This is a genomic window from Streptomyces sp. R41 (assembly GCF_041053055.1).
GTDB lineage: Bacteria > Actinomycetota > Actinomycetes > Streptomycetales > Streptomycetaceae > Streptomyces.
Window position 1 is genome coordinate 10,433,868 of sequence record NZ_CP163443.1, and the last position, 19,197, is coordinate 10,453,064.

General features: G+C 69.4%; 18 protein-coding genes and 2 pseudogenes. 13 read left to right on the top strand and 7 right to left on the bottom strand.

Annotated elements, in window-relative coordinates; all coding sequences use genetic code 11:
- Positions 1-27 precede the first annotated feature (27 nt).
- The gene (locus AB5J53_RS47610) at positions 28-4,344 is read right to left on the bottom strand and encodes an HAD-IC family P-type ATPase (protein WP_369251909.1); all 4,317 of its coding nucleotides are present in this window, start codon (positions 4,342-4,344) and stop codon (positions 28-30) included.
- Positions 4,345-4,585: 241 nt separating this feature from the next.
- On the opposite strand from AB5J53_RS47610, the gene AB5J53_RS47615 reads away from it, so the two are divergent.
- Positions 4,586-4,906 (top strand): hypothetical protein, encoded by a 321-nt coding sequence (locus AB5J53_RS47615; protein ID WP_369251911.1) that lies wholly within the window; start codon positions 4,586-4,588, stop codon positions 4,904-4,906.
- A 339-nt stretch (positions 4,907-5,245) separates the two neighbouring features.
- Here AB5J53_RS47615 and AB5J53_RS47620 read toward each other — a convergent pair whose 3' ends face one another.
- Positions 5,246-6,139, bottom strand: coding sequence for a PAS domain-containing protein (locus AB5J53_RS47620; RefSeq protein ID WP_369251913.1), 894 nt, complete (start codon positions 6,137-6,139; stop codon positions 5,246-5,248).
- Here AB5J53_RS47620 and AB5J53_RS47625 point away from each other — a divergent pair.
- From AB5J53_RS47625 to AB5J53_RS47650, 6 genes and pseudogenes are all read left to right on the top strand, one after another.
- The gene (locus AB5J53_RS47625) at positions 6,138-6,671 is read left to right on the top strand and encodes a hypothetical protein (RefSeq protein ID WP_369251915.1); all 534 of its coding nucleotides are present in this window, start codon (positions 6,138-6,140) and stop codon (positions 6,669-6,671) included. The two genes, AB5J53_RS47620 and AB5J53_RS47625, sit on opposite strands and share 2 nt — an antisense overlap.
- A gap of 10 nt (positions 6,672-6,681) precedes the next feature.
- Complete coding sequence (locus AB5J53_RS47630) at positions 6,682-7,692, top strand: hypothetical protein (RefSeq protein WP_369251917.1); 1,011 nt, start codon at positions 6,682-6,684, stop codon at positions 7,690-7,692.
- Between the two features lie 21 nt (positions 7,693-7,713).
- Positions 7,714-9,048, top strand: coding sequence for a Dyp-type peroxidase (locus tag AB5J53_RS47635; protein ID WP_369251919.1), 1,335 nt, complete (start codon positions 7,714-7,716; stop codon positions 9,046-9,048).
- Between the two features lie 28 nt (positions 9,049-9,076).
- The gene (locus AB5J53_RS47640; RefSeq protein ID WP_369251921.1) at positions 9,077-9,976 is read left to right on the top strand and encodes a hypothetical protein; all 900 of its coding nucleotides are present in this window, start codon (positions 9,077-9,079) and stop codon (positions 9,974-9,976) included.
- Between the two features lie 500 nt (positions 9,977-10,476).
- Positions 10,477-11,217, top strand: coding sequence for an alpha/beta hydrolase (locus tag AB5J53_RS47645; protein ID WP_369251923.1), 741 nt, complete (start codon positions 10,477-10,479; stop codon positions 11,215-11,217).
- Between the two features lie 348 nt (positions 11,218-11,565).
- Positions 11,566-11,688: pseudogene (locus tag AB5J53_RS47650) on the top strand (transcriptional regulator); the annotation flags it as partial.
- On the opposite strand, the gene AB5J53_RS47655 reads toward AB5J53_RS47650, so the two are convergent.
- Complete coding sequence (locus AB5J53_RS47655) at positions 11,675-11,866, bottom strand: hypothetical protein (protein WP_369252973.1); 192 nt, start codon at positions 11,864-11,866, stop codon at positions 11,675-11,677. The pseudogene AB5J53_RS47650 and the gene AB5J53_RS47655 overlap by 14 nt on opposite strands.
- On the opposite strand from AB5J53_RS47655, the gene AB5J53_RS47660 reads away from it, so the two are divergent.
- Positions 11,783-12,193, top strand: coding sequence for a helicase associated domain-containing protein (locus tag AB5J53_RS47660; protein ID WP_369251925.1), 411 nt, complete (start codon positions 11,783-11,785; stop codon positions 12,191-12,193). The genes AB5J53_RS47655 and AB5J53_RS47660 overlap by 84 nt on opposite strands.
- 227 nt (positions 12,194-12,420) lie before the next feature.
- Here the strand turns inward: AB5J53_RS47660 and AB5J53_RS47665 are convergent, their stop codons facing one another.
- The 3 genes from AB5J53_RS47665 to AB5J53_RS47675 form a co-directional block, all read right to left on the bottom strand.
- Positions 12,421-13,050: a hypothetical protein gene (locus AB5J53_RS47665; protein ID WP_369251927.1), complete on the bottom strand. Its 630-nt coding sequence runs from the start codon at positions 13,048-13,050 to the stop codon at positions 12,421-12,423.
- A 438-nt stretch (positions 13,051-13,488) separates the two neighbouring features.
- Complete coding sequence (locus AB5J53_RS47670; RefSeq protein ID WP_369251929.1) at positions 13,489-13,884, bottom strand: DUF2267 domain-containing protein; 396 nt, start codon at positions 13,882-13,884, stop codon at positions 13,489-13,491.
- A gap of 94 nt (positions 13,885-13,978) precedes the next feature.
- Complete coding sequence (locus AB5J53_RS47675; RefSeq protein WP_369251931.1) at positions 13,979-14,413, bottom strand: Hsp20/alpha crystallin family protein; 435 nt, start codon at positions 14,411-14,413, stop codon at positions 13,979-13,981.
- A 124-nt stretch (positions 14,414-14,537) separates the two neighbouring features.
- On the opposite strand from AB5J53_RS47675, the gene AB5J53_RS47680 reads away from it, so the two are divergent.
- The 5 genes and pseudogenes from AB5J53_RS47680 (at position 14,538) to AB5J53_RS47700 (ending at position 18,008) form a co-directional block, all read left to right on the top strand.
- Entirely contained in the window at positions 14,538-15,218 is a 681-nt protein-coding gene (locus AB5J53_RS47680) for a type III effector protein (protein ID WP_369251933.1), read from the top strand.
- A 516-nt stretch (positions 15,219-15,734) separates the two neighbouring features.
- A complete protein-coding gene (locus AB5J53_RS47685) occupies positions 15,735-15,935 on the top strand; it encodes a hypothetical protein (protein ID WP_369251935.1) in 201 nt (66 codons plus the stop codon).
- Positions 15,935-16,727, top strand: a pseudogene (istB, locus tag AB5J53_RS47690) (IS21-like element helper ATPase IstB). The gene AB5J53_RS47685 and the pseudogene istB overlap by 1 nt, the downstream one beginning before the upstream one ends.
- A 260-nt stretch (positions 16,728-16,987) precedes the next feature.
- The gene (locus AB5J53_RS47695; RefSeq protein ID WP_369251937.1) at positions 16,988-17,623 is read left to right on the top strand and encodes a hypothetical protein; all 636 of its coding nucleotides are present in this window, start codon (positions 16,988-16,990) and stop codon (positions 17,621-17,623) included.
- A 166-nt stretch (positions 17,624-17,789) separates the two neighbouring features.
- Positions 17,790-18,008 carry a hypothetical protein gene (locus AB5J53_RS47700; RefSeq protein WP_369251939.1) on the top strand — a complete coding sequence of 73 codons (219 nt, stop codon included), beginning with the start codon at positions 17,790-17,792 and terminating at the stop codon, positions 18,006-18,008.
- An 86-nt stretch (positions 18,009-18,094) separates the two neighbouring features.
- On the opposite strand, the gene AB5J53_RS47705 is transcribed toward AB5J53_RS47700, so the two are convergent.
- Positions 18,095-18,346: an ANTAR domain-containing protein gene (locus tag AB5J53_RS47705; protein ID WP_369251941.1), complete on the bottom strand. Its 252-nt coding sequence runs from the start codon at positions 18,344-18,346 to the stop codon at positions 18,095-18,097.
- Positions 18,347-19,197: the final 851 nt, after the last annotated feature.

Genomic DNA, 19,197 nt, shown 5'->3' on the forward strand with positions numbered 1-19,197 from the left:
CGCCGTACGACCATCGTCGCTCATCGGCTACGACTGAGACGCGGCCGGTCGCCATACGGGATTCGCTGCGCGCACGCGAGCGATCAGTGGCGGGAGGAACAGTGAGCTCACCGTCGCCCCCGCCGCGGCGGACAGGGCGATGCTCCAGGCGATGGGGCCGAGGGGCGTGCAGCCGAAGAACTGGCTGAGGACCGGGGTTTGGACGACGGCCGCCAGTGCGGCCAGGGAGCCGAGGGAGGATACGACGACTGCTGTGCTGCGGCCCCCGACCAGAAGGGTCTGGCCGAGCTGGGCGCCCACGAGCGCAACCAGGGCAACGGTGCGGGCGCGGACGGCACGGCCGGTGAACCGCGCGGCGAGCCAGCCGGCCGTGGCGCCCAGTGCGGTGGCCACCGCGCGGCACACCATCTCCTCGGTCAGCGCCGTGCCGAGCGAGATCTCGGGTCCCTCGTGGATCACGCGCTGTGCGGTCTCGGGCAGCGGCGGGCGCAGGGCGACGGCCATGGCTGGGGCGAGGTCGGTGAAGAGGTTGACGAGCAGGAGCTGGCGGGCCGTCAGGGGCGAGGTCCCGGTGGCGGCCGCGCCGAGGAGGGTGAAGGCGATCTCGCCGAGATTGCCGCCGACGAGGATCGCCAGGGCCTGACGTACGGAGGCCCACATCGCGCGGCCTTCCACGAGCGCGTCGAGCACTGTCTCCAGCCGGTCGTCCGTGACGACGAGGTCGGCCGCCGCGCGCGCGGCCGGGGTGGCCCGGGTACCGAACGCGATTCCGATGTCGGCGAGCCGGATGGCGGGGGCGTCATTGGCGCCGTCGCCGGTCATCGCGACCGTGCGGCCCAGGCGTTGGAACGCCTGTACCACGCGGACCTTGTGCACGGGGGTGCCGCGGGCGACGACGCCTACGTCGGGCAGCAGTTTGTCGAGGGCGCGGTCGTCCAGGTCGTCCAGTTCGGCTCCGGTCACCGCCTGTCTGCCGTCCAGGACGCCCAGCTCGCGGGCCATCGACTCGGCGGTGCCCGGGTGGTCTCCTGTGATCATCACGATGTGCACCCCGGCGTCTGCGAGTCGGCGTACCGCGTCGCGGGCGGTGCCGCGCACCCGGTCGGCCAATGCAAGGAAGCCAAGGAAGTCGAGGCCGTCCACCGCCTCGTCAGTGAGCTTGCCGCCGGGCGCGTCCTGGAGTTCGGCGACCGCGAGGATCCGTTGGCCCCTGGCCGCCAGCCTCTCGCCCGCTGCGAGGATGGCCTTCCGCTCCTGCCGGTCCAGGCGTCGGCCCTCGCGGGTGGCGCAGCGCTCCACGACCTCCTCCGGTGCCCCCTTTACCGACAGGATCCGACGCTCGCCGCAGCGGCCCCGGGTCGCGTGGAAGCCACGGCTCGGTTCGAACGGGAGGCTGGAGGTGCGCCGCCAACCCGGTGCGGCCGTGGTCCGGCTCACTTCCGCCTCCTTTGCGCCTTCGGTGACCGCGCCGTCGGTGGCGTGTTCCAGTTCCCCCCCGTTGTGCGGGCGTGGTGTCGCCCGCAGTGCCGCTGCGAGGACGGCGCACTGCTCGTCCTCGAGCGATTCGAGGGGACGGCTGTGGCTGTCAGCGGTGACGGCGACGAGGGAGATCCGCCCTTGGGTGAGGGTTCCCGTCTTGTCGAAGCACAGGACATCGGTTCGGCCGGCCGCCTCGATGGTGCGGGGGTGCCTGAGAAGGGCTCCGCGTGCAGAAAGTCTTCGGGCGGAGGCGAGTTGGGCGGCCGAGACCAAAAACGGCAGTCCTTCGGGCACGCTGGCCACGGCCAGCCCCACGCCCGCCCCGACCGTGTCCCGGGTGGAGCGTCCGCGCAGCATGCCCGCCGCGACCACGGCAGCGGCCGAACCGAGGGCAACCGGCAGCGTGGTTCGGGTGATTCGGGCCAGTCGGCGCTCGACCCCGGCGGAGGGCGCCCCGCCGCGCCCTTCCGCGGCGGCGCGGCCTGCCTCGGTGGCCGTTCCGGTCGCGACGATGACCGCGCGGCCGCGGCCGGCTGCCACGGTGGTGCCCTCGTAGACCATGGACGTACGGTCCCCCAGGTCCGATGCCAGAACTGGCGCCACGCCTTTGGCCACTGGCAGCGACTCGCCGGTCAGCGCGGATTCATCGACTTCCAGGTGATGGGCCTCCAGCAGGCGGCCGTCCGCCGGCACCACGTCTCCCGGGTTCAGGTTCACCACGTCGCCCACGGCCAGCTCCTCGGCGGGGGCCGTGCTCTCCTCCCCGTTCCGCACTACGGTGGCCATGACGGCCGACTCCCGCCGCAGCTGGGCGACCGCGCGGTCGGTCCGGTACCGCTGGAAACCGCCCATGAGCCCGGACAGGGCGGTGACCGCCACGATAACGACGGCGTCGAGGATGGCGCCCACCGAGGCCGACATGGCCGCCCCGGCGCCGAGGACGGGCGTGAGCGGGTTCGCCATCTCTGACAGGTAGGCCCGGCCGAGCGACGTCGTCGGCGCCCGCTCGTCGGTGGTCGTAGCCCGCGCCCGCGCCTCCTCGGCCGTCAGTCCGCCCTCGCTGCCACCGGTCCGGGCGAGCACGGTGGACGGGTCCATGGCATGCCACGGGTGCCGCGACGGGGTCAGCGGCGGAGGGCGCCGCAGCAGCCGTACCGCCGCCCAGACACCGACCCCGATCCCCAGTGCGGCCGCCACGTTAAACGCCGTCACGCCCCGGGCAGCCGGCCGCCGCGCCCGCCCCGCCAGCACCGCCGTCCCACCGACCACGGCCGCGGCCTGGGCAAGCCGCACACCCCGACGCGCGGTCTCCCGGGCGGTACGGCAGGCCTCCACGATCACCACGGCCGCCGCGGGATCGCCGTCCAGGTACAAATCCGCGCCCCAGGGCGGCGTCCCCTCAGGGGCAGCGATGCCCACGCCGACATCGGCCGCCAGAAGTGCGTGCCGGTCGTGCGAGACCAGCAGCACGCCGGCGCCGTCTTGCTGCAGGGCCCGAACGGACTCGCGCAGCCGATCGCCTCCCTCACCGACCGCGTCGGCCTCCCGCACCCACGCGTCGGCGGTATGCGTCCCCGCAGCCACCACCTTGAGCCCGGCCGCCTGGGCGGCCGGAACGAAGGCGCTCGCGGCGTCATGCATCTCAGGCAGCACGCTGATCACGGCGAGCAAGCGCTGTCCGTCAGCCAGTCCCAGCACGAGCCGCGCACCCTCCCCTTGCAGCCGCTCCCGGGCCCGCTTCCCCGTACGTCCCTGCAACGTCAGATGCTCGACCGGCCCCAGCACCCACGCCCCCTCCCGCCGCACACGATCCGGGGCCGAGCCGTCAAATAGGCGGTGGGCCGTCGCAGCGAGTTCACCCGCGGGCGCGCCTTCGTCGAGGGCCACCAGATCGGCCAGCAGATGGGAACCGGTGGCCAGGGCGTCCGTGTCGAGCAGCACGGTGCCGATCCGGTCCAGCCTCCGCAGCGCCTCAGGGTCGGCCACAACGATTCCCCGGCGGGCCAGGCCCCGGCCGAAGGCGCAGGCGAAGCCCTCGCGCGCAACGAACGGCGCCTTCGGGATCGCCGCCAGCGCCGCACCGGCGGCCTGCCCGGGGCGCCGGGTGACCAGCAGCGAACCGGCGAACGACGCCGCCGCGACGGCGAGTGCCTGATCGGCGTAGCGCTCGATCGGTCCCGGCTTCAGCCGCGCCTCGCGGAGGGGCGGCTCCGGCGCCGTACGATGGGCCGCTGCCGCCGCGCTGCCTGCGAGACGTGGCTCGGCCGCGGCCCAGGCGTTGGCCTCCGCGTCGGCCTCCATCGCGCGCAGGGTATGCCGGAGGGTGTCCACTCCGACCCCGGCGAGTCCACCGGAGCCCGCCTGCCCCAGCGCGGTGAGCGAGGCCAGGAGCATCCCGGCGTTGTCGGCGCCGACCGCCTGCTCCACCAGACTCCGCAGCCGCGGGTGGGCGTCGACGAGCGGGGCGAGGGCCGCGATGCCTGCGGGGATGGGTGTGCGGCGCGTCAGACCGGCCATCGCTGCCAGGGGTGCGGCCGCCACGTGCAGGACCGTGGCCGAGGTGGCCCGCCGGACTGGCTCACCCGAGAGAGGATGCTCGGGCAGCGGGTGCGCGACACCGTGGGCTTCCTCCACCGCCTCGACGGCCTCGATCAGGACGTCCGCCATTGTTTCCCTCTCGAACGGGCCCTCGGTGCCGATGACGGCGTGACCAAGCACGGTGTTCACCACGGCCCAATCCACCGAGGGCAGGGCGGCGAGGCGCCGCTCGACGTCCTTGGCCAACCGCGTCGCCGCGGCCTCGGGCAGGTCGCCGGGGCGCAGACCCCGTACAGCGACATGCGCGCGGCTTCCGAAAAAACGCACACGCGCCCGGGCCTCACCCTGCAGCACACCGGCCGCAGACGAAACCACAGCCCGCAGCAGTCCCCGTCCCGACAGTGCCACAGCGCATCACCAGCTCTCAGCCGGCCCGGCACTCCCTCCGCGTGCACGGGTACCCGCATCCCCGTTTCCATCGCAACGCCTTCACTGCGCCCGCGCTACCGGAAGCGCGCAAGAATTGAAGAGGCACAGCACACCGACTCCGATGAATGGAGGAGAGGGAATGGGCAAGACAGCGGAGAGCCCGCGCCAGGAGACCCATACGAGCGACGGCACGGGTCTGCACCTGCACATGCGTACCCTGCATCCACCTGTGCCGATTCCGTACCTCACCAAGGAAGAAGTGACGAGCACGGCCCAAGCGGCGACGGCACGACTGCCCGGTACGCCACCCGCCAAGGATCTCGCCTTCTACGGAGGCCTCGGGGCAATGGCCGTAGCCGGGGCTCTGGAATGGCCGGTCGCCCTGGCCATCGGCGGAGCCACCTGGCTGGTACGCAGCGGGCGTAAGGAGAAAAGGCAGGACGCAGGCGTCCAGACGTAAGCGTCCAGAAGAGCGACCGGCCCGGGCCGGTCGCTCGACAGGGAAGGGCCGGGTCGCCACCGGACGGACGAAGCAGCCACACAGTAACTACGCCACGCCGCTACGGCTTCTCTCCGTCGGGCTTCGCGACGGACGTGCCCGCCCGTAGAACGTTCAGCGTCCAATGCGGTGTGGGAGGCGTGGAGGGGGAGCATCCGCTGCAGGACGGTCGCCGTGATCGTGTGGTCCCTTGTGTAGCGGCGGGCGTTGTCGATGCACAACGCGGTCTGTCGAGCGACGTCGTGGGGAGCGCGATGTCGTCTTCGTCGTACGCACTGGGCGACCGGCTGCGGTACAGGCTCACCAGCCCGAACACGGCGCCGCGCAGGGCCAGGGGAACGACCAGGAGGGTGTGCGAGCCGGAGTCGTGGATGGCCCGGGCGCGGGCTGGGTCGGTGGCCGGCCACGGAAGGCCGGAGTCCAGGGCGACGGCCCGGGGCAGCAGGTCGGCCAGGGCCTGGCTGAAGGGGGTCGGGGCGGGCAGGCTCCGTACGTCTCCCACCGGATGGCTTCGGGCTGATGCTCACCGGCACCGCTGCGAAAGGCCGCGCGCCGGAGCGGCACACCGCCGGGGAGGGGTGAGGGCGGAGGATCGTCGCCCCGTATGACGGAATCCACCACTTCCACGACCGCGACGTCGGCGAATGCCGGCACGGGTACCTCGGCCAGCTCGCGGCAGGTCACCACCACGTCCAGGGTGCGCCCCACGCGTTCCCGCACCGCATCGCGAATGCCGAGACGATTGCGGGCCCTTTCCCGGTCGGTGACATCCACGACGGTGATGGCCGCCCCGAGTACCCCGCCATGGGAGTTGTTCAGACGAAACACCGAGAGTTCGTACTGGCGCTCCTGGCCGTGATGGGCGGGCGGCCGCGCTCGCAGGATGTGTCCGTGTGCCGGAACATCGCTGTCGAGTACTTCGCGTACGAGAGTCTTGGCTGCTTCCTCTTCGACCACGTGGTGCGAACCCGGAAGACTGCGCCCTACGACGCCTTGTTCTCGCATGCCCTGCATGGCGGGCGTGGCGGTGTTGACCCTCACCACTCGTAGCTCGTTGTCCAGCACGGCCAGGCCGGCCGGAGACTGGGTGAACAGGGCATCCAGCATCACCGCCTCCCACTCAGCAGGCGCGTCGAGCAACCGGGCGGGAAAATGGATCTGTCCCGGCCACTGCATGGCGGGAGGAGCGGGCATGGAAATCAAGCCGCAGGCGGTCGTCCTCCCTAAGGAGACGGATCATCTCGAACAGGGGAAGTACGGGCCCATATTCCCCAGGACTCCGGCGTGTTACGGGTTCACCATCGTCGCGCGGGTCAAGTCCGGCCACGCCGACGCAATGCGTGAGTACGGCCAGGCACTGGCCAAAGCGCTGGAACAGGATCCGTACCTTCTCGCACCGTTGAAGCTGCACTACCTGCGCTGGGTTCTCTTCGACGACGACACACGCTTCATGTATCAGGGGATCTTCGACACCGACTTCGACAAGTACACCGAGGACGCCGTCGCGCTTTTCTCGAAAGCCGGCGTGAGCACGGCGTTCGAGCATCTGGAGGGATTCCCCGAGGACTGGCGGACCAACCCGGACGCGTTCGTCAGATTCGTTCGCGAACACCACTGTCCGAGCTTTATCGAGTACGGAGAGTATCCGTACGTGACGGCGGACGAGATCAAGAAGGCTCTGCGGATCAAGGGCGCTCTGTCGGAAATGCTGGACCAGATGCAGTGAGGGCTGGGCGATGAGCGAGGCTGAAACTGCGCGGACCTACAACCAGAGGCACATTCCCCGGAAGCACACCCCTGCCGGGCGACGCGCGAGCATCTACGTGTCGTGGAGCTATCCCGCCGAGGCAGGACGGAACGCGGCCGAACTGGACAACCGCTTCTCTACGCTGACCGAAGTCAGGCGGGTGGCGTGGCCTGCATACGAGGACCCGAAGTGGGCGGACCCGTATCAGTTCCAGCAAGGCATCGCAGGATCCCTTGAGCTGTTCTTCTGGGCCTGGGTGCCGTTCCAGGAGTTCGTCGAGGAGGTGACCGGGCATCCCGTCCCGGTGTACCAGCGCATCGACCAGGCGGGCTTCCACACGCCCCTCGACGAGCGAGTGCTGGCCGACACGGACGTCCTGTTCGTGTTCGGACTGGACCACATGGTCACAGGCCAGGAGGCACAGCCCGGGGAGATCGAGGCCCTGCGGGCCTTCCTCGCCCGGGATGACGCCCGCCTCGTCCTAGGGCCCCACCACGACGTCGGCGCTTCGGACGATCTGTCCGTGCGGGAGATGGAGTACCGCCACCACGGCGATCCCCTGGTGCCTCGCCAGCAACGGTTCGCCACCTACGTCAGGGACTTGATGAAGAGCCTGGGCGTGCCGGTCGTCAACCGGTACGGACTGCGTCCTGCGACGGATGCGGACAACCGGATCGCACCGCTGACCACGTTCAGGGATCTGGACGAGAGGGGGTGGCTGCGAGAGGTCACGAACTTCAACTTCCACATGCACCTGCCGCACTACGACGTGACGACCGATGAGCCGAAGGACATCCATGTGCTGGCCCGGCAGCCGATCGACACGTCCCGGCCCCATCCGTTCACCGAGGCCGGGAACACCGAGTTCAACATGTTCTTGTGGATGCCCCCCGCCGGTGACCGCGCGGCGGACGTGCTGCTCGCCGATTCAACGATCTTCAGCACGCTCTTCGGCGCCGACGACAGCCTGCGGAACTTCTGGCGCAATCTCGTCTCGTAGCGATGCCGCAGGGAGGCCGACGTGAGCGCACCCACGGACGTCACACTGGAACTCGACGACATTCAGCGCGGGGTCCTCAGCCCGCGGCCGACCCCCTACGCGGCGACGTACCTGGTCTTCCGCATCGACGACCGGGCCCACGGCCGTGAGTTGATGCGGCGGGCGAGCCTGGCGGCGACCTCCGCCGCCGACTTGTCCAGCCCCCTCGGGGACACCTGGGTCAGCGTCGCCGTCACGTGCTGGGGCCTGGAAGCACTGGGGGTGCCGCGCGCATCGCTGGACACCTTCGCGTGGGAGTTCCGGCAGGGAATGGCCGCCCGCGCCAGAGCGCTGGGCGATGTGGCTGCGAGCAGCCCGAAGAACTGGGAAGCACCGCTCGGCACACACGACGTCCATGTGGTGATCACGGCGATCGCACCCGACTCCCCGCGCCTGGAAGCGGCCATAGACCGCGCCCGGCCCGCCTACGACCGCCTGCCCGGTGTGACGGCGATCTGGCGGCAGGACTGCTATGCACTGCCCACCGAGAAGGAGCACTTCGGCTATCGCGACGGTGTCAGCCATCCGGCCATCGAGGGCAGCGGCATCCCGGGGTCCAATCCGTTGGAAGTGCCCTTGAAGAGTGGGGAGTTCGTCCTCGGTCATTCTGATGAGATCGGTGGCGTCCAGACGCCGGAGCCGACCGGGCTGGGGCGCAACGGCAGTTACGCGGTCTTCCGCAAACTCCATCAGGACGTCGCCGCGTTCAGGCGCTACCTGAGGGACAATTCCACCGGGACCCAGGACGAGGAACTGATCGCGGCGAAGATCATGGGCCGCTGGCGCAGTGGTGCTCCACTGGCGCTCGCCCCGGAGCACGACGACCCGGCGCTCGGTGCCGACCCGCACCGCCGTAACTCCTTCCTGTACGCGCGGGACGATCCCATGGGATTCACCACTCCCGGCGGCTGCCACATCCGCCGGGGCAACCCCCGCGACGCCTCGGTGGCCGGAGAGGCGCGGCTGCACCGCATGATCCGGCGCGGCGCCGTCTACGGTCCGCCATTGCCCGAGGGGGTGTTGGAGGACGACGGAGTGGATCGCGGTCTGATGTTCGCGTTCATCGGGGCGCGGCTGGGGCGGCAGTTCGAGTTCGTCCAGTCGGAGTGGATGAACGACGGGGTCTTCTTCGGGGCAGGCCATACGAAGGACCCCATCGTCGGATCCCCGGACGAAGAGGCCGGCTTCACCATTCCACGGCGGCCAGTGAGACGACGCCTTGCCCCACTGCCCCGGTTCGTCGTCACCCGAGGGGGCGAGTACTGCTTCCTGCCGAGCCTGAGCGCCCTCCGCTGGCTCGGGGACATGCACGACTGAGGTGATCCGCCGTCCGAGGGGAAGCACCATGGACACCCTGCATCTCGTCCTCAACGCAATCACCGTCATCTTCATCGCGGCCAGCATGTTCGCCGCCGGCTTGAGAGCCACCGTCCCAGCACTTCGCGGCGTCTTCGCCAACATTCCGCTGCTGTTGCTGGCGCTGATCGCCAACATGGTGGTCATTCCGTTGCTCGGCTGGGGCATCGGTGCGCTGTTCAGCCTCCCCTCGGCCGCTTTCATCGCCCTGGTCCTGATCGCCTCCTCCCCGGGCGGTCCCTTCGGGGCGAAGCTGGCGACGGTGCAGCAGGGTGACCTCATTGCGGGCGCGGCGACGCAAGTGCTGCTCGCCTCCATCGGCAGCCTCACCTTCGCGCCCACGGTCAACGCCATCCTCACCGCCGCCGACATCGGCATCAAGGTCTCCCTCGACGTCGGTGCGCTGGTGCGGACGGTGGCGCTCCTGCAACTCGTCCCATTCGCCATCGGGCTGCTCATGCGCCGCTATGCCGAGCCCACCGCACAGTCGTGGCAGCCCACGGCAGCCGCAGTCTCCAACGTCACGTTCCTGATCGTGCTGGCGGGCATGCTGCTGGGCAGTTGGCAGGACGTCGTCGACCTCTTCGGCTCACTCGCCCTGCTGGCGGGTTTCCTGCTCGCGGTGTTCGCCTTCGCCATCGGAACGCTACTGGCCACCGGCCCGATGACGCTCCGCACCACCATGGGAGGCGTCGCCGCCGTACGCAACGCCGGCCCCGCCCTGGCCGCCATCGGCCTCGCCTTCGCCGACCAGCCCACCATCCTGGGCGCGCTCGCCGCCATCCTCCTGAGCGGCCTGGCGGCAGCCCTCCCGATCGCCACGCTTCTCAGCAGGCGCCGGAGTGCCCCGAAGAAGCCTCAGGAGCACACCAGCCAGGTGGCTATGTAGCGACTCGCCCGCATCGCGCGCGTAGGGTCGGTCGCGGGGTCTCCTCAAAGAGCGGAACCTCGGCTGTATCCAGGCCCTCACGTACCCCGCGGGAAGCGGTATCGCCGCCCGCTACAACGATCACCCTGGCTTTGTTCGCGAGAACCGACAGCACCTGTACACGAGTTTGGGAGGCGTCGGCGGTGCGTCGTGTTCGATGTTCGTGAGAATCGACAGCGCCAGTGCACCCCGCCGTCGCAGAGCCGCCACTCGGGAAGCCGCGACGACACCCCCAGCAACTCTTGGCAGTGTCTCCGTGGCGCCCGGCCACGGAGAGTCCGCAAAACCGTTTGGCGGACGAGGGCCGACCACTGCTACATTTTCGGAGGCCGTGCGAGAGAACGAGGAGGTGGTACCCGTGAACACAGTTTTGACATGGGTGCTCCCCTCCGGGGTCGCGGTCGGGCGTTAGACAGGTCGTCCGGGAGCGCCGTTCCAGTGCACTCCCGAAAGGCATGACCATGCATTTCACTTCCGAGCAACGCCTTGACGACGGCGTCCTCGAACGCGAATTCACCCTCGGTGACATCCCCGGCATCCTGTGGACGCCCGAAGTCGCATCCGCTTCCGCACCAGTGCCACTGATCCTGCTCGGCCACCCCACGCTCGGGCTGCGCAAGATGTACCCCCGACTGGTGGCCCGGGCCCGGCACTCCGCGGCGGAGGGCTTCGCCACGGCCACCATCGAGCTCCCCGGAAGCGGCGACCGGCCCAGTTGGCCCGCCCTCGACCAGGCCCGCGCCGACCTGCGCCGGGCGATGCAGGCCGACGAGCCGGTCAGCGACGAGATTGTCGACGCCCTCATCCTCCCGCTGGTCGACAAGGCGGTCCCGGAATGGCGGGCCGCGCTGGACGCCTTCCTGTCGCTGCCCGAGATCGGCGGTCCGGTCGGGTACTCGGGGGGAGTGATCTCTATCGGGATCCGGCTCGCGGTGGTCGAGCCGCGCATCATGGCCGCCGGTCTCTTCGCCGGGAGTCTTGTGCCTCGCGTCATGTTCGAGGAAGCCCGGCAGGTCACTATTCCGCTGCATGTCCTGCTGCAGTGGGACGACGAAGGAAACGACCGGCAGGCGGCCCTGGACCTGTTTGACGCCTTCGGTTCCAAGGAGAAGTCCCTGCACGCCAATATGGGCGGTCACACCGGCGTCCCGCAGTTCGCGGGGGACGCCGCGGCCCAGTTCTTCACACGGCACCTGAAGTGAGCCGGGCCGTCAGACCGGCAGCTGACGGTAGCTGATGTCGGCGGCATACCGCTCATCGAGGACAGGTCCCGGCCCTCCGTGACCGTCTACACCGTGGGCCCCTGCTGAACTCTCGGCAGGGGCCCGTACTGCCTGAAGTCATGAACTGTTCGATTTCTGCAGAGCCTTCGAGTGCTGCCCAAACTCGTGTACAGGTGCTGTCGGATCTCGTGAACAAAGCCAATCACCCTCGCTATCCGTCTTCCGCTGCAACGTTGGAATCGCATTCACCCCTTGAAATCCTGTAGGATCGGCCTGCGTTGCTAAAATCTTGAGGTTTCGTCAGTTATCGCCAGGAGAGAGGGCAGGGTGCCGGAGAGGAATATCGAGTTCGGGAAATTCGGTGCTCGCGGCATTAAAGGCCACGAGGCCGTAGCTCGGCAGCTTGATGCGCTCGCCGGCTTCGTCGCCACCCCGATCACCGCTCGACGTCGATGTCGATCGCGTCCGTGTCCACGCCGGGCAGGTCGAGGACGATCACGTACTCCTCGTCCTGACGGTAGACGTCCATCGGCATCGGCGACGGATGCGACCAGGTCCCGATCGTGCCGAAGAGCTGCTGGGTGAGCCGGTCAAGTTCGAAGACCTCGGCGCCTGGACCACCGCGCAACGGACCGGATGGGAAACCCTAACGCCGGCGCAGCAGTGGCTCCTGAACAACGTCCTCGGACTCGAACCCGCCAGTGAGACAGAACAGCAGCCCGCACGGCGGACACAGGCCGACCGATGGGCCACCCACCTCGCCGCAGCCCGCCAATTCCACACCCGCGAAGGCCACCTGCGAGTCCCACGCATACACGTCGAAGAAATGGCAGACGAAGGCGGAGAAGTCACGGCGGTCCGGCTCGGGGGATGGCTGGACAACACCCGACGCCGGGCACACCGGCTCCCCACCGCCCGCCGCGCGGAACTCGACGCCCTCGACATGCGCTGGTGAGCATTCCGGCTGGCGGTGTGCAGTAGGGACCGCGGCAGGTCCGAACCGAACGCAGTCGGTACGGACCTGCCGCCTTCTTGCTTTCCACAGTGCCGGACGGTCAGGTGCCATGCTCCATGTTCGTGGCTGGACCGTCGGCCAGCTCGATCGCCGCCGTGATGTGCCCACCAAGGGGACCCAGCCGCCCGTATCCGACAGTCCGACCCCCGGCTCAGCACGCTACGTCATCAGCTCGCAGTGCCGGGCGTGCAGTACGCCAACGCGGTCACGACTTCATCGCTCGCGGACGCGTTGCGGACGCCGACTACCCACCCATTGCGGGCGACACCAGCTTGGCCGGAGAGCACCACTTCGGCCGGGGCGAGGTTGCCTGATGTATCGGTGATGAGCCAGCCTCCGGAGACGGCGATCTGGCCCTCTGGGCATTGACCAACGGCCAATTGAAAGCCGCCGGGTGTGATCGTGAGGGGCTCGCCAGCGCTTTCCACGGTGGCGACGTTCGCGGTTCCCGCTGGACCAGTGGCACCGGTGGCACCCATGGCGCTGGGTGTGCCGGAACCCGTCGCTCCGGTGGCACCCGTGGCGCCGCCGGAACCGGTGGCCCCGGTGGGCCCGGTCGGGCCGGTCGCTCCCGTGGCGCCCTTCGCGCCGGTCGCGCCCGTAGCGCCCTTGCAGTTGTCCTTGTCGCCGCCGTGCGGGGTCGCGAGGGCTTTCGACTTGTGCTTGCTCGAGTCGTGCTTGCACTCGTCGCCGCCGTAGCGGTTCATCACGGTCGCGTGATCGGTCACGCTCCGGGCGGCTGCGATCGTCGGGTTGGCCACACCGGCCGCAAGGACCAGCGCGAGCGAGGCCACCATTCCGGCCCGCTTGAATCTGTCTCGCGCCAGCGGCCCCAGCCGGGACGCCGTCCTGCACTCAGGACTCGTTACGTGCTCCTCGCTTCAAATGGTCGGGGACTTCACGTCCGAACCCGAGGAGGAGCTTGACCCACGCACGCTGGATCGATCGGCAGGCCCGGTCGGGACGCGCTGATTCATCATCGAATCGGCTCAGTCCACAAATGCGGATGGATCAAAAACACTTTTATGTGATCTCGGCACTGCCCCGCTCATACCGGGGTTGGCGAATCCAGTGCGTACCGCCGCCGCCCACATCGAGCGCAACTACATCCGAAGAAGCCCCTGGAGGGCCAGGCCGGCAAGAACGCGGGCAAGAACCCCTCGGTCGCCTCGCTGTACCGGGCTACGGCAGCCGGGCGGCGAATAGGGTGTGGCTGCCTGTGGGCCGGACGAGGGTCAGACGGGCTGGGGGTGGCCGAACAGCAGGTCGTAGCCCGCCGGGAGCTGGAGCAGGATGCGGCCGGTGAGCTCCTCACCCGCCGCGTCGGCGGCCACGCTGAGCACGGCGCTCACGTCCCAAGTAGCGGTCTGTTCGGTGGCTCCCTCGATCCATGCCGCGGTGGCCCTCACGAACCGCTCGGGGGAGAGCGGCTCGTGCGCCTGGAGCGGATTGAGCAGGACGAGTGCCAGGTTCTCCGGCAGCCGGGCGGCCAGTTCCGCCCGTACCTCGCCCACCAGATGCGCGCCCAGGAGCGCCAGCACCGTGCGGGCCGCCCGCTCGGCTTCCTCGGTGCTCTCGTACTCGCCGCGTTCCTTGACCTGGTCCAGGAACGCCTCCCATCGCATGGTCATCGCTGCTCCCTTGCGTGTGCGGCGGCGAGCGGAGGACTGGGGACGGCCGCAGGAAAGTCCGTCCCCTGTCCTCCGGCGCGGACGGGGAGGGGACTCAGCCGCTGATCTCCTTGTGCGCGGAGCCGCCACCGATGGCGATCTTGCGGGGCTTGGCGCGCTCGGTGATCGGGATATGCAGGGTCAGCACACCCGCGTCGTAGTCCGCCTTGATGTGCTCGGTGTCCAGGGTGTCGGCCAGCACAAGCTGGCGGGAGAAGACGCCCAGGGGCCGCTCGGAGAGCTCCATCTGCGTGTCGTCCGCCTTGGTGACGGGCCGCCGCTCGGCCTTGACGGTCAGCATGTTCCGCTCGACGTCGATGTCGATCGCGTCCGTGTCCACGCCGGGCAGGTCGAGGACGATCACGTACTCCTCGCCCTCACGGTAGGCGTCCATCGGCATCGGCGACGGATGCGACCAGGTCCCGGTCGTGCCGAAGAGCTGCTGGGTGAGCCGGTCGAGCTCACGGAAAGGGTCGGTGCGCATCAACATCGTCAAACACCTCCAGCGTTCAGGTCAGGCACTGCCAATGCGTTCACCTGCCATCGTTGTAACATGTCATCCAAGCGATGACAAGTCGATAGTCAACGAGATGACGACAATAGGTGGAGGCCCGATGACCAGGGACGATCAGCCCGCCCCCCGCGCCCGCGGTCTCACGCCTGCGTCTTTCCTCGCCGCCGCGGCGGCGCTGAACACAATCCACGAGGCCCTGCACACCGCCCAGACCATGCCGGACGGCGCCCTCCCCGGGCCGGACCAGAACAGCTCCGAGCAGGCGCTCGCCGCGCTGCTGCTGCTGCGCGAAGCGCGCGAGCAACTCGCCGAGTGGGAGCCGGGCCTGATCGAAGAGGCCCGAGCAGCGGGCGCCAGCTGGGCCGACCTCGCCCACCCCCTCGGCGTCTCCAGCCGCCAGGCCGCCGAACGCCGCTACCTGCGCGTCCGCCCCGGCCATGCGGGATCCACGGGTGAGCAGCGGGTACAGGCCACCCGCGACCGCCGCGCCGCCGCCCGTACCGTCACCGCCTGGGCCCGCGCCAACGCCGCCACCCTGCGCCAGCTCGCCGGCCAGATCACCGCACTCACCGACCTGCCCGCCGCCGCCCGCATCCCCCTTGCCGCACTCACCGCCGCCCTCGCCGACAACGACCCGGCCGCCCTCGTCACCCCACTGACGGACACGCACCCGTACCTGGCATCCGGCCACCCCGACCTCGCCGCACGCGTCGACGACCTCACCCGTCATACCGACCGACTCCGCCGACACAGCGGAATCCAGCGCCGAAACCGAGCCTGACCCCCGGCTCGGACCAGCACGGCATACGCACAGCGAAGATGCGGCGCGGGTTCTGACGGGCCCTGGCGCGTCCTGACGAGCCGTTCGCGATGGGGCGAACCCCCGCAGGCCGCCCTCGCCCGGTTCCGATCATCCCGATCGCTCCTTACCCTCAGGCACATGGCAGTCGGGCCGAGCCCCGCCCGCAGGATTCAGCCCCGGGTCGCGACAAGCTCATACCGAGGGCCAGCTGGAGCCGCATCGTCGACAAACACGGCTCCAGCCACCGCCCTCTGACGACGGGCGACTCCCGCGACGCCGGCGCCGTGGGGGACCCTGCGCCAGGACTCCAGCGAGGGGGAGCGCAGTCCTCGCGCCCGGCCGCCGCCGCGCAAGCGGCGGCGGCCGACTACTGGCAGCCTCCCAGCGCAATCGTTCCGCGTCCTGCACGACCACGACCCCGTTACAGAACCGGGGAGCCGGAAATCCCGCAGACACCCTCACGCCGACATCCGGGGTGGCGGTCACGCCTCATCGATGAGAATCGATGTCACCGTGGTGGTCCGGGCCCTCAACAGGTCCCGAGAGCCGAGCAGTGCGACGGCGGTCAAGGCGCCCGCCGTTACAGGCAGAGAGCCCCACCAAAACCGGGTGCCGCTGAACGCCGCGCCGGTGAAGCCGACCGTGCCGCCGCTGAACGTCGCGCGGCCGAAGTGGAACGACAAGGACGAGCACTGATGGCCACCCCGATCCGCACCATCTCCGGCGCCCACGGCGATCCGCTGACCGAGGCGATCGAGCTGACCAAGCGGCTCAAACTCCCGCACCTGCGGCGGGCGTTGAGCGATCTGATCCCCACCGCCAAGGCCCAACGCTGGGATCCCGCCGAGGTCGTGAGGGTCCTGCTGGCCGAGGAGGCCGCCGGACGGGACGCCGCGAACCTGCGAACCCGCCGCAAGCGGGCCGGGTTCCCCGCGGGCAAGACGTTCGGCGACTGGGACGAGACCAAGTCGTCCATAACCCGCCAGGTCCAGGACTCGTTGAAGACGCTGGAGTGGGTCGGACGCCGGGAAAATCTCTGCATCTGCGGCCCAAGCGGCACGGGAAAGTCGCACTTCACGGAGGCGCTGGGACAGACCGCGGTCGAAGCCGGCCTGACCGTCGCCTGGTTCACCATCGAAGACCTCGGCGCCCTCGTCCGCCGCCATCGCGCCGACAACTCCCTGGCCCGGGCGATGATGCGACTGAATCCGCACCGACCTGATCATCGTCGACGACATCGGGCTCCTGCCCGTCTCACCGGACGCCGCCGAAGGCTTCTACCGCCTGGTCGACGCCGCCTACGAACGGCGGGCACTGGCCGTGAGTTCCAACCTCCACCCGTCAGGCTTCGACGAGATCATGCCGAAGACCCTGGCCACCGCGACCGTCGACCGCCTCCTTCACCATGCCCACGTCGTGGTCACGCAGGGTGATTCGTTCCGGCTCACCGAAGCCACCACCGGGAAGGGCGTGATGCCTCTGAGGTGAACGACCCCTCAGAACGGCGGGGAAGTATCTGGCCGCCACCGGGGACGTCGAGTCGGCCATGAGCGCAAGGGACATCTGGCCGCCACCGGGGATTACAAATGGCCGTTGACACAGGAGGCATGACCACTCCTTCACCACGATCCAGAGTTGTGGAAGTTTGAGTGCTCACTGCCCGCCTCACATGCTCTGGGTCGCTGAACCCGTTCTTGTTGAGTACGCGTACTCATGTGCAGCGGGAGGCTTGACCGGAGGCTGTGCGCATGACACGACTTCCTGCCCTGACCAGCACGTTTGCCCGCTCCCCGCGCCGCCCGCGGCTCGCCGTCGCGGTAACAGCTCTCGTCGCTCTGTCGCTCACCGGCTGCGGCACCGAGAAGACAAGTGCCGCCGGACCGCAGGGCAAGCCTGCCGAAGCCGTCGGCGCCCAGCGCACCGAGGCGTCGGACAGCTCGGATCAACAGGCGGCTTTCGCCGCGATGTTGAACCAGGTTGCGCGGTCGTGCCCCTCGGACGCCCTGCCGGCGAAAGCACTGCCGACCGACGATCCTGCGACTGAGGCCCTCGAAGCACCCCGCGCCCCCACGGGCCCGGAAGCGGAGTTGGACGCTCGCGACTGGTGCGCGAGCACCCTCCATGAAGAGCGCATCGCCCAGGCGCTCTGGTATCTGGAAGACCCCACCCCCGCCACGGTCAGGAAGGTCCTGAACGGCCTCGGCTACATCGACGAACGCATCCACGATCTCAAGCAGTCCGGTGTGACCACGCGGTTCTTTCTCGACCTGCGCATCAAGGGTGGCCAACTCTGCTTGGAGGGTTCAGCCGCCGGCGCGGAAACCATCGTCGAGGCATGCGTGGCCCCCGAGACCGGACCGTTCACGCCGAACAAGCGGAAGTAGTGACCGCCCTGATACGCAGGCAACCTCTGCCACTCAAGCCGTCAGACACGAGGCCCCGCGCTTTGGAACTACCATCCGCGGCGTGGGCGCTCGTACTCGCGCCTGCCACGAAGCCGCGGGCCACTCTGGTGGTGCGGAGCGCGTGCCTGCGGGTGAGTCTGTGTGCATGACCGAGCGTTCCGTGACCATTTCCCCGCCCACGAGGGACGAAGGCCGCCGGGTGTGGGTGGACGGGAACCTCTTGGGCGCGGTGCACAGTCTGAGCGGACTGACACACCTGCTGCAGCGTGCGGGCTGGGAAGGCCTTGACGAGGTCGATGTGGCCAACTTGCCGATCATCGAGTGGTACGGCGGCGGGCCTGAGGTGTGGTCACGGCGCGACTGAGCCCCGGGCGATTCCTGCTCTGCCGACCGTGTTGTGTCGGATGCCGATTCGGTACGCTCGGGCGCCGGTGTGCTGGGTGGGGTGTACTACGCGACCTGCCGCTCCAGCTCTGAGCGGATGTCGGTGCACAGGGCTCCCGTCCGCGCCCATTCGATGACCAATTCTGGAACGTGCCGCAGCTTGATGTTCGTCTGCTGGGAGACATCTTTGAGGACCGCCCAGCCTTGCTCCGGCGTCAGTTGTCCTATCGCGAGGACGACGCCCATCGCCTGGTCCACCACGGCGTGCGAGCGGATCGCTTCGTAGAGCTGAGCATTCGCATCCTGCAACTCCTCCACACGCTCCTCTCCCGCAGGGCGGACGGCCCCCGAAGCACGGCACGGAGTTCGGCCAAGGAGCAACCCCGGACCGCCGCCGGGGCCCAAGCGCGATCAGTGTGGTTCCAGCGGGAGAAGCTTGAGCCGTCCTGGCCTGATGCAGCGGGAGAGGAGGGCGTCGATGTGCTCGGCCTGGTTGGGGTCGGCGAGGACGTGCCTGGCCAGCAGCATCAGGCAGCGCAGGCGATGGAGTCCGCGGGCGGCGTGTCGGGTGCGTGCGCGACGTGGGTGACCTTCTTCTTTCGCGCGGCGAGACGCTGCTACCCGCACGCGCGGGGATGGTCCTTTAGCGCACAGTGCGCACAGTTGGTACCCCTCCTGCTCCCCGTACGCGCGGGGATGGTCCCAGCGTCCTGCACATCACGTCGACGCACTTCGACTGCTCCCCGTACGCGCGGGGATGGTCCCGGCAGGTTGGCGGTGACGATGCCGATGATGCCCTGGTCCCCGCATGGGCGGGGCCCGCCCCCGAGCCGCGGCCGCCCATGACGCCTGCCTGGCCTCCTTCGGCCCGGACCACCGCCGCACCGCCGAGGCCCAGGCGCGCCGCGCCGGCTCAGACAGAGCTGGTGCCGCGCCGTGGGGGGAAGTCGCCTGGCGCAGCTGGTAGGTCGTGCCAGTGCGAGCTGGCGTGTGTGGCCGGAGGATGACGGTCGAGATCGGCATTGTGGCCTTGTGCGGCAGTACTCTGCGGCACGTCGGCTGAGTGCTTCCTTCAACCCGGCTACTGGGGCGCGGAGTTGGCAGCGGGGACGGGTGTCGTTCTCCTCGCGGACGAGGGGTTTTGCCGGTGAGGTGGGCGCGGAAGTCGG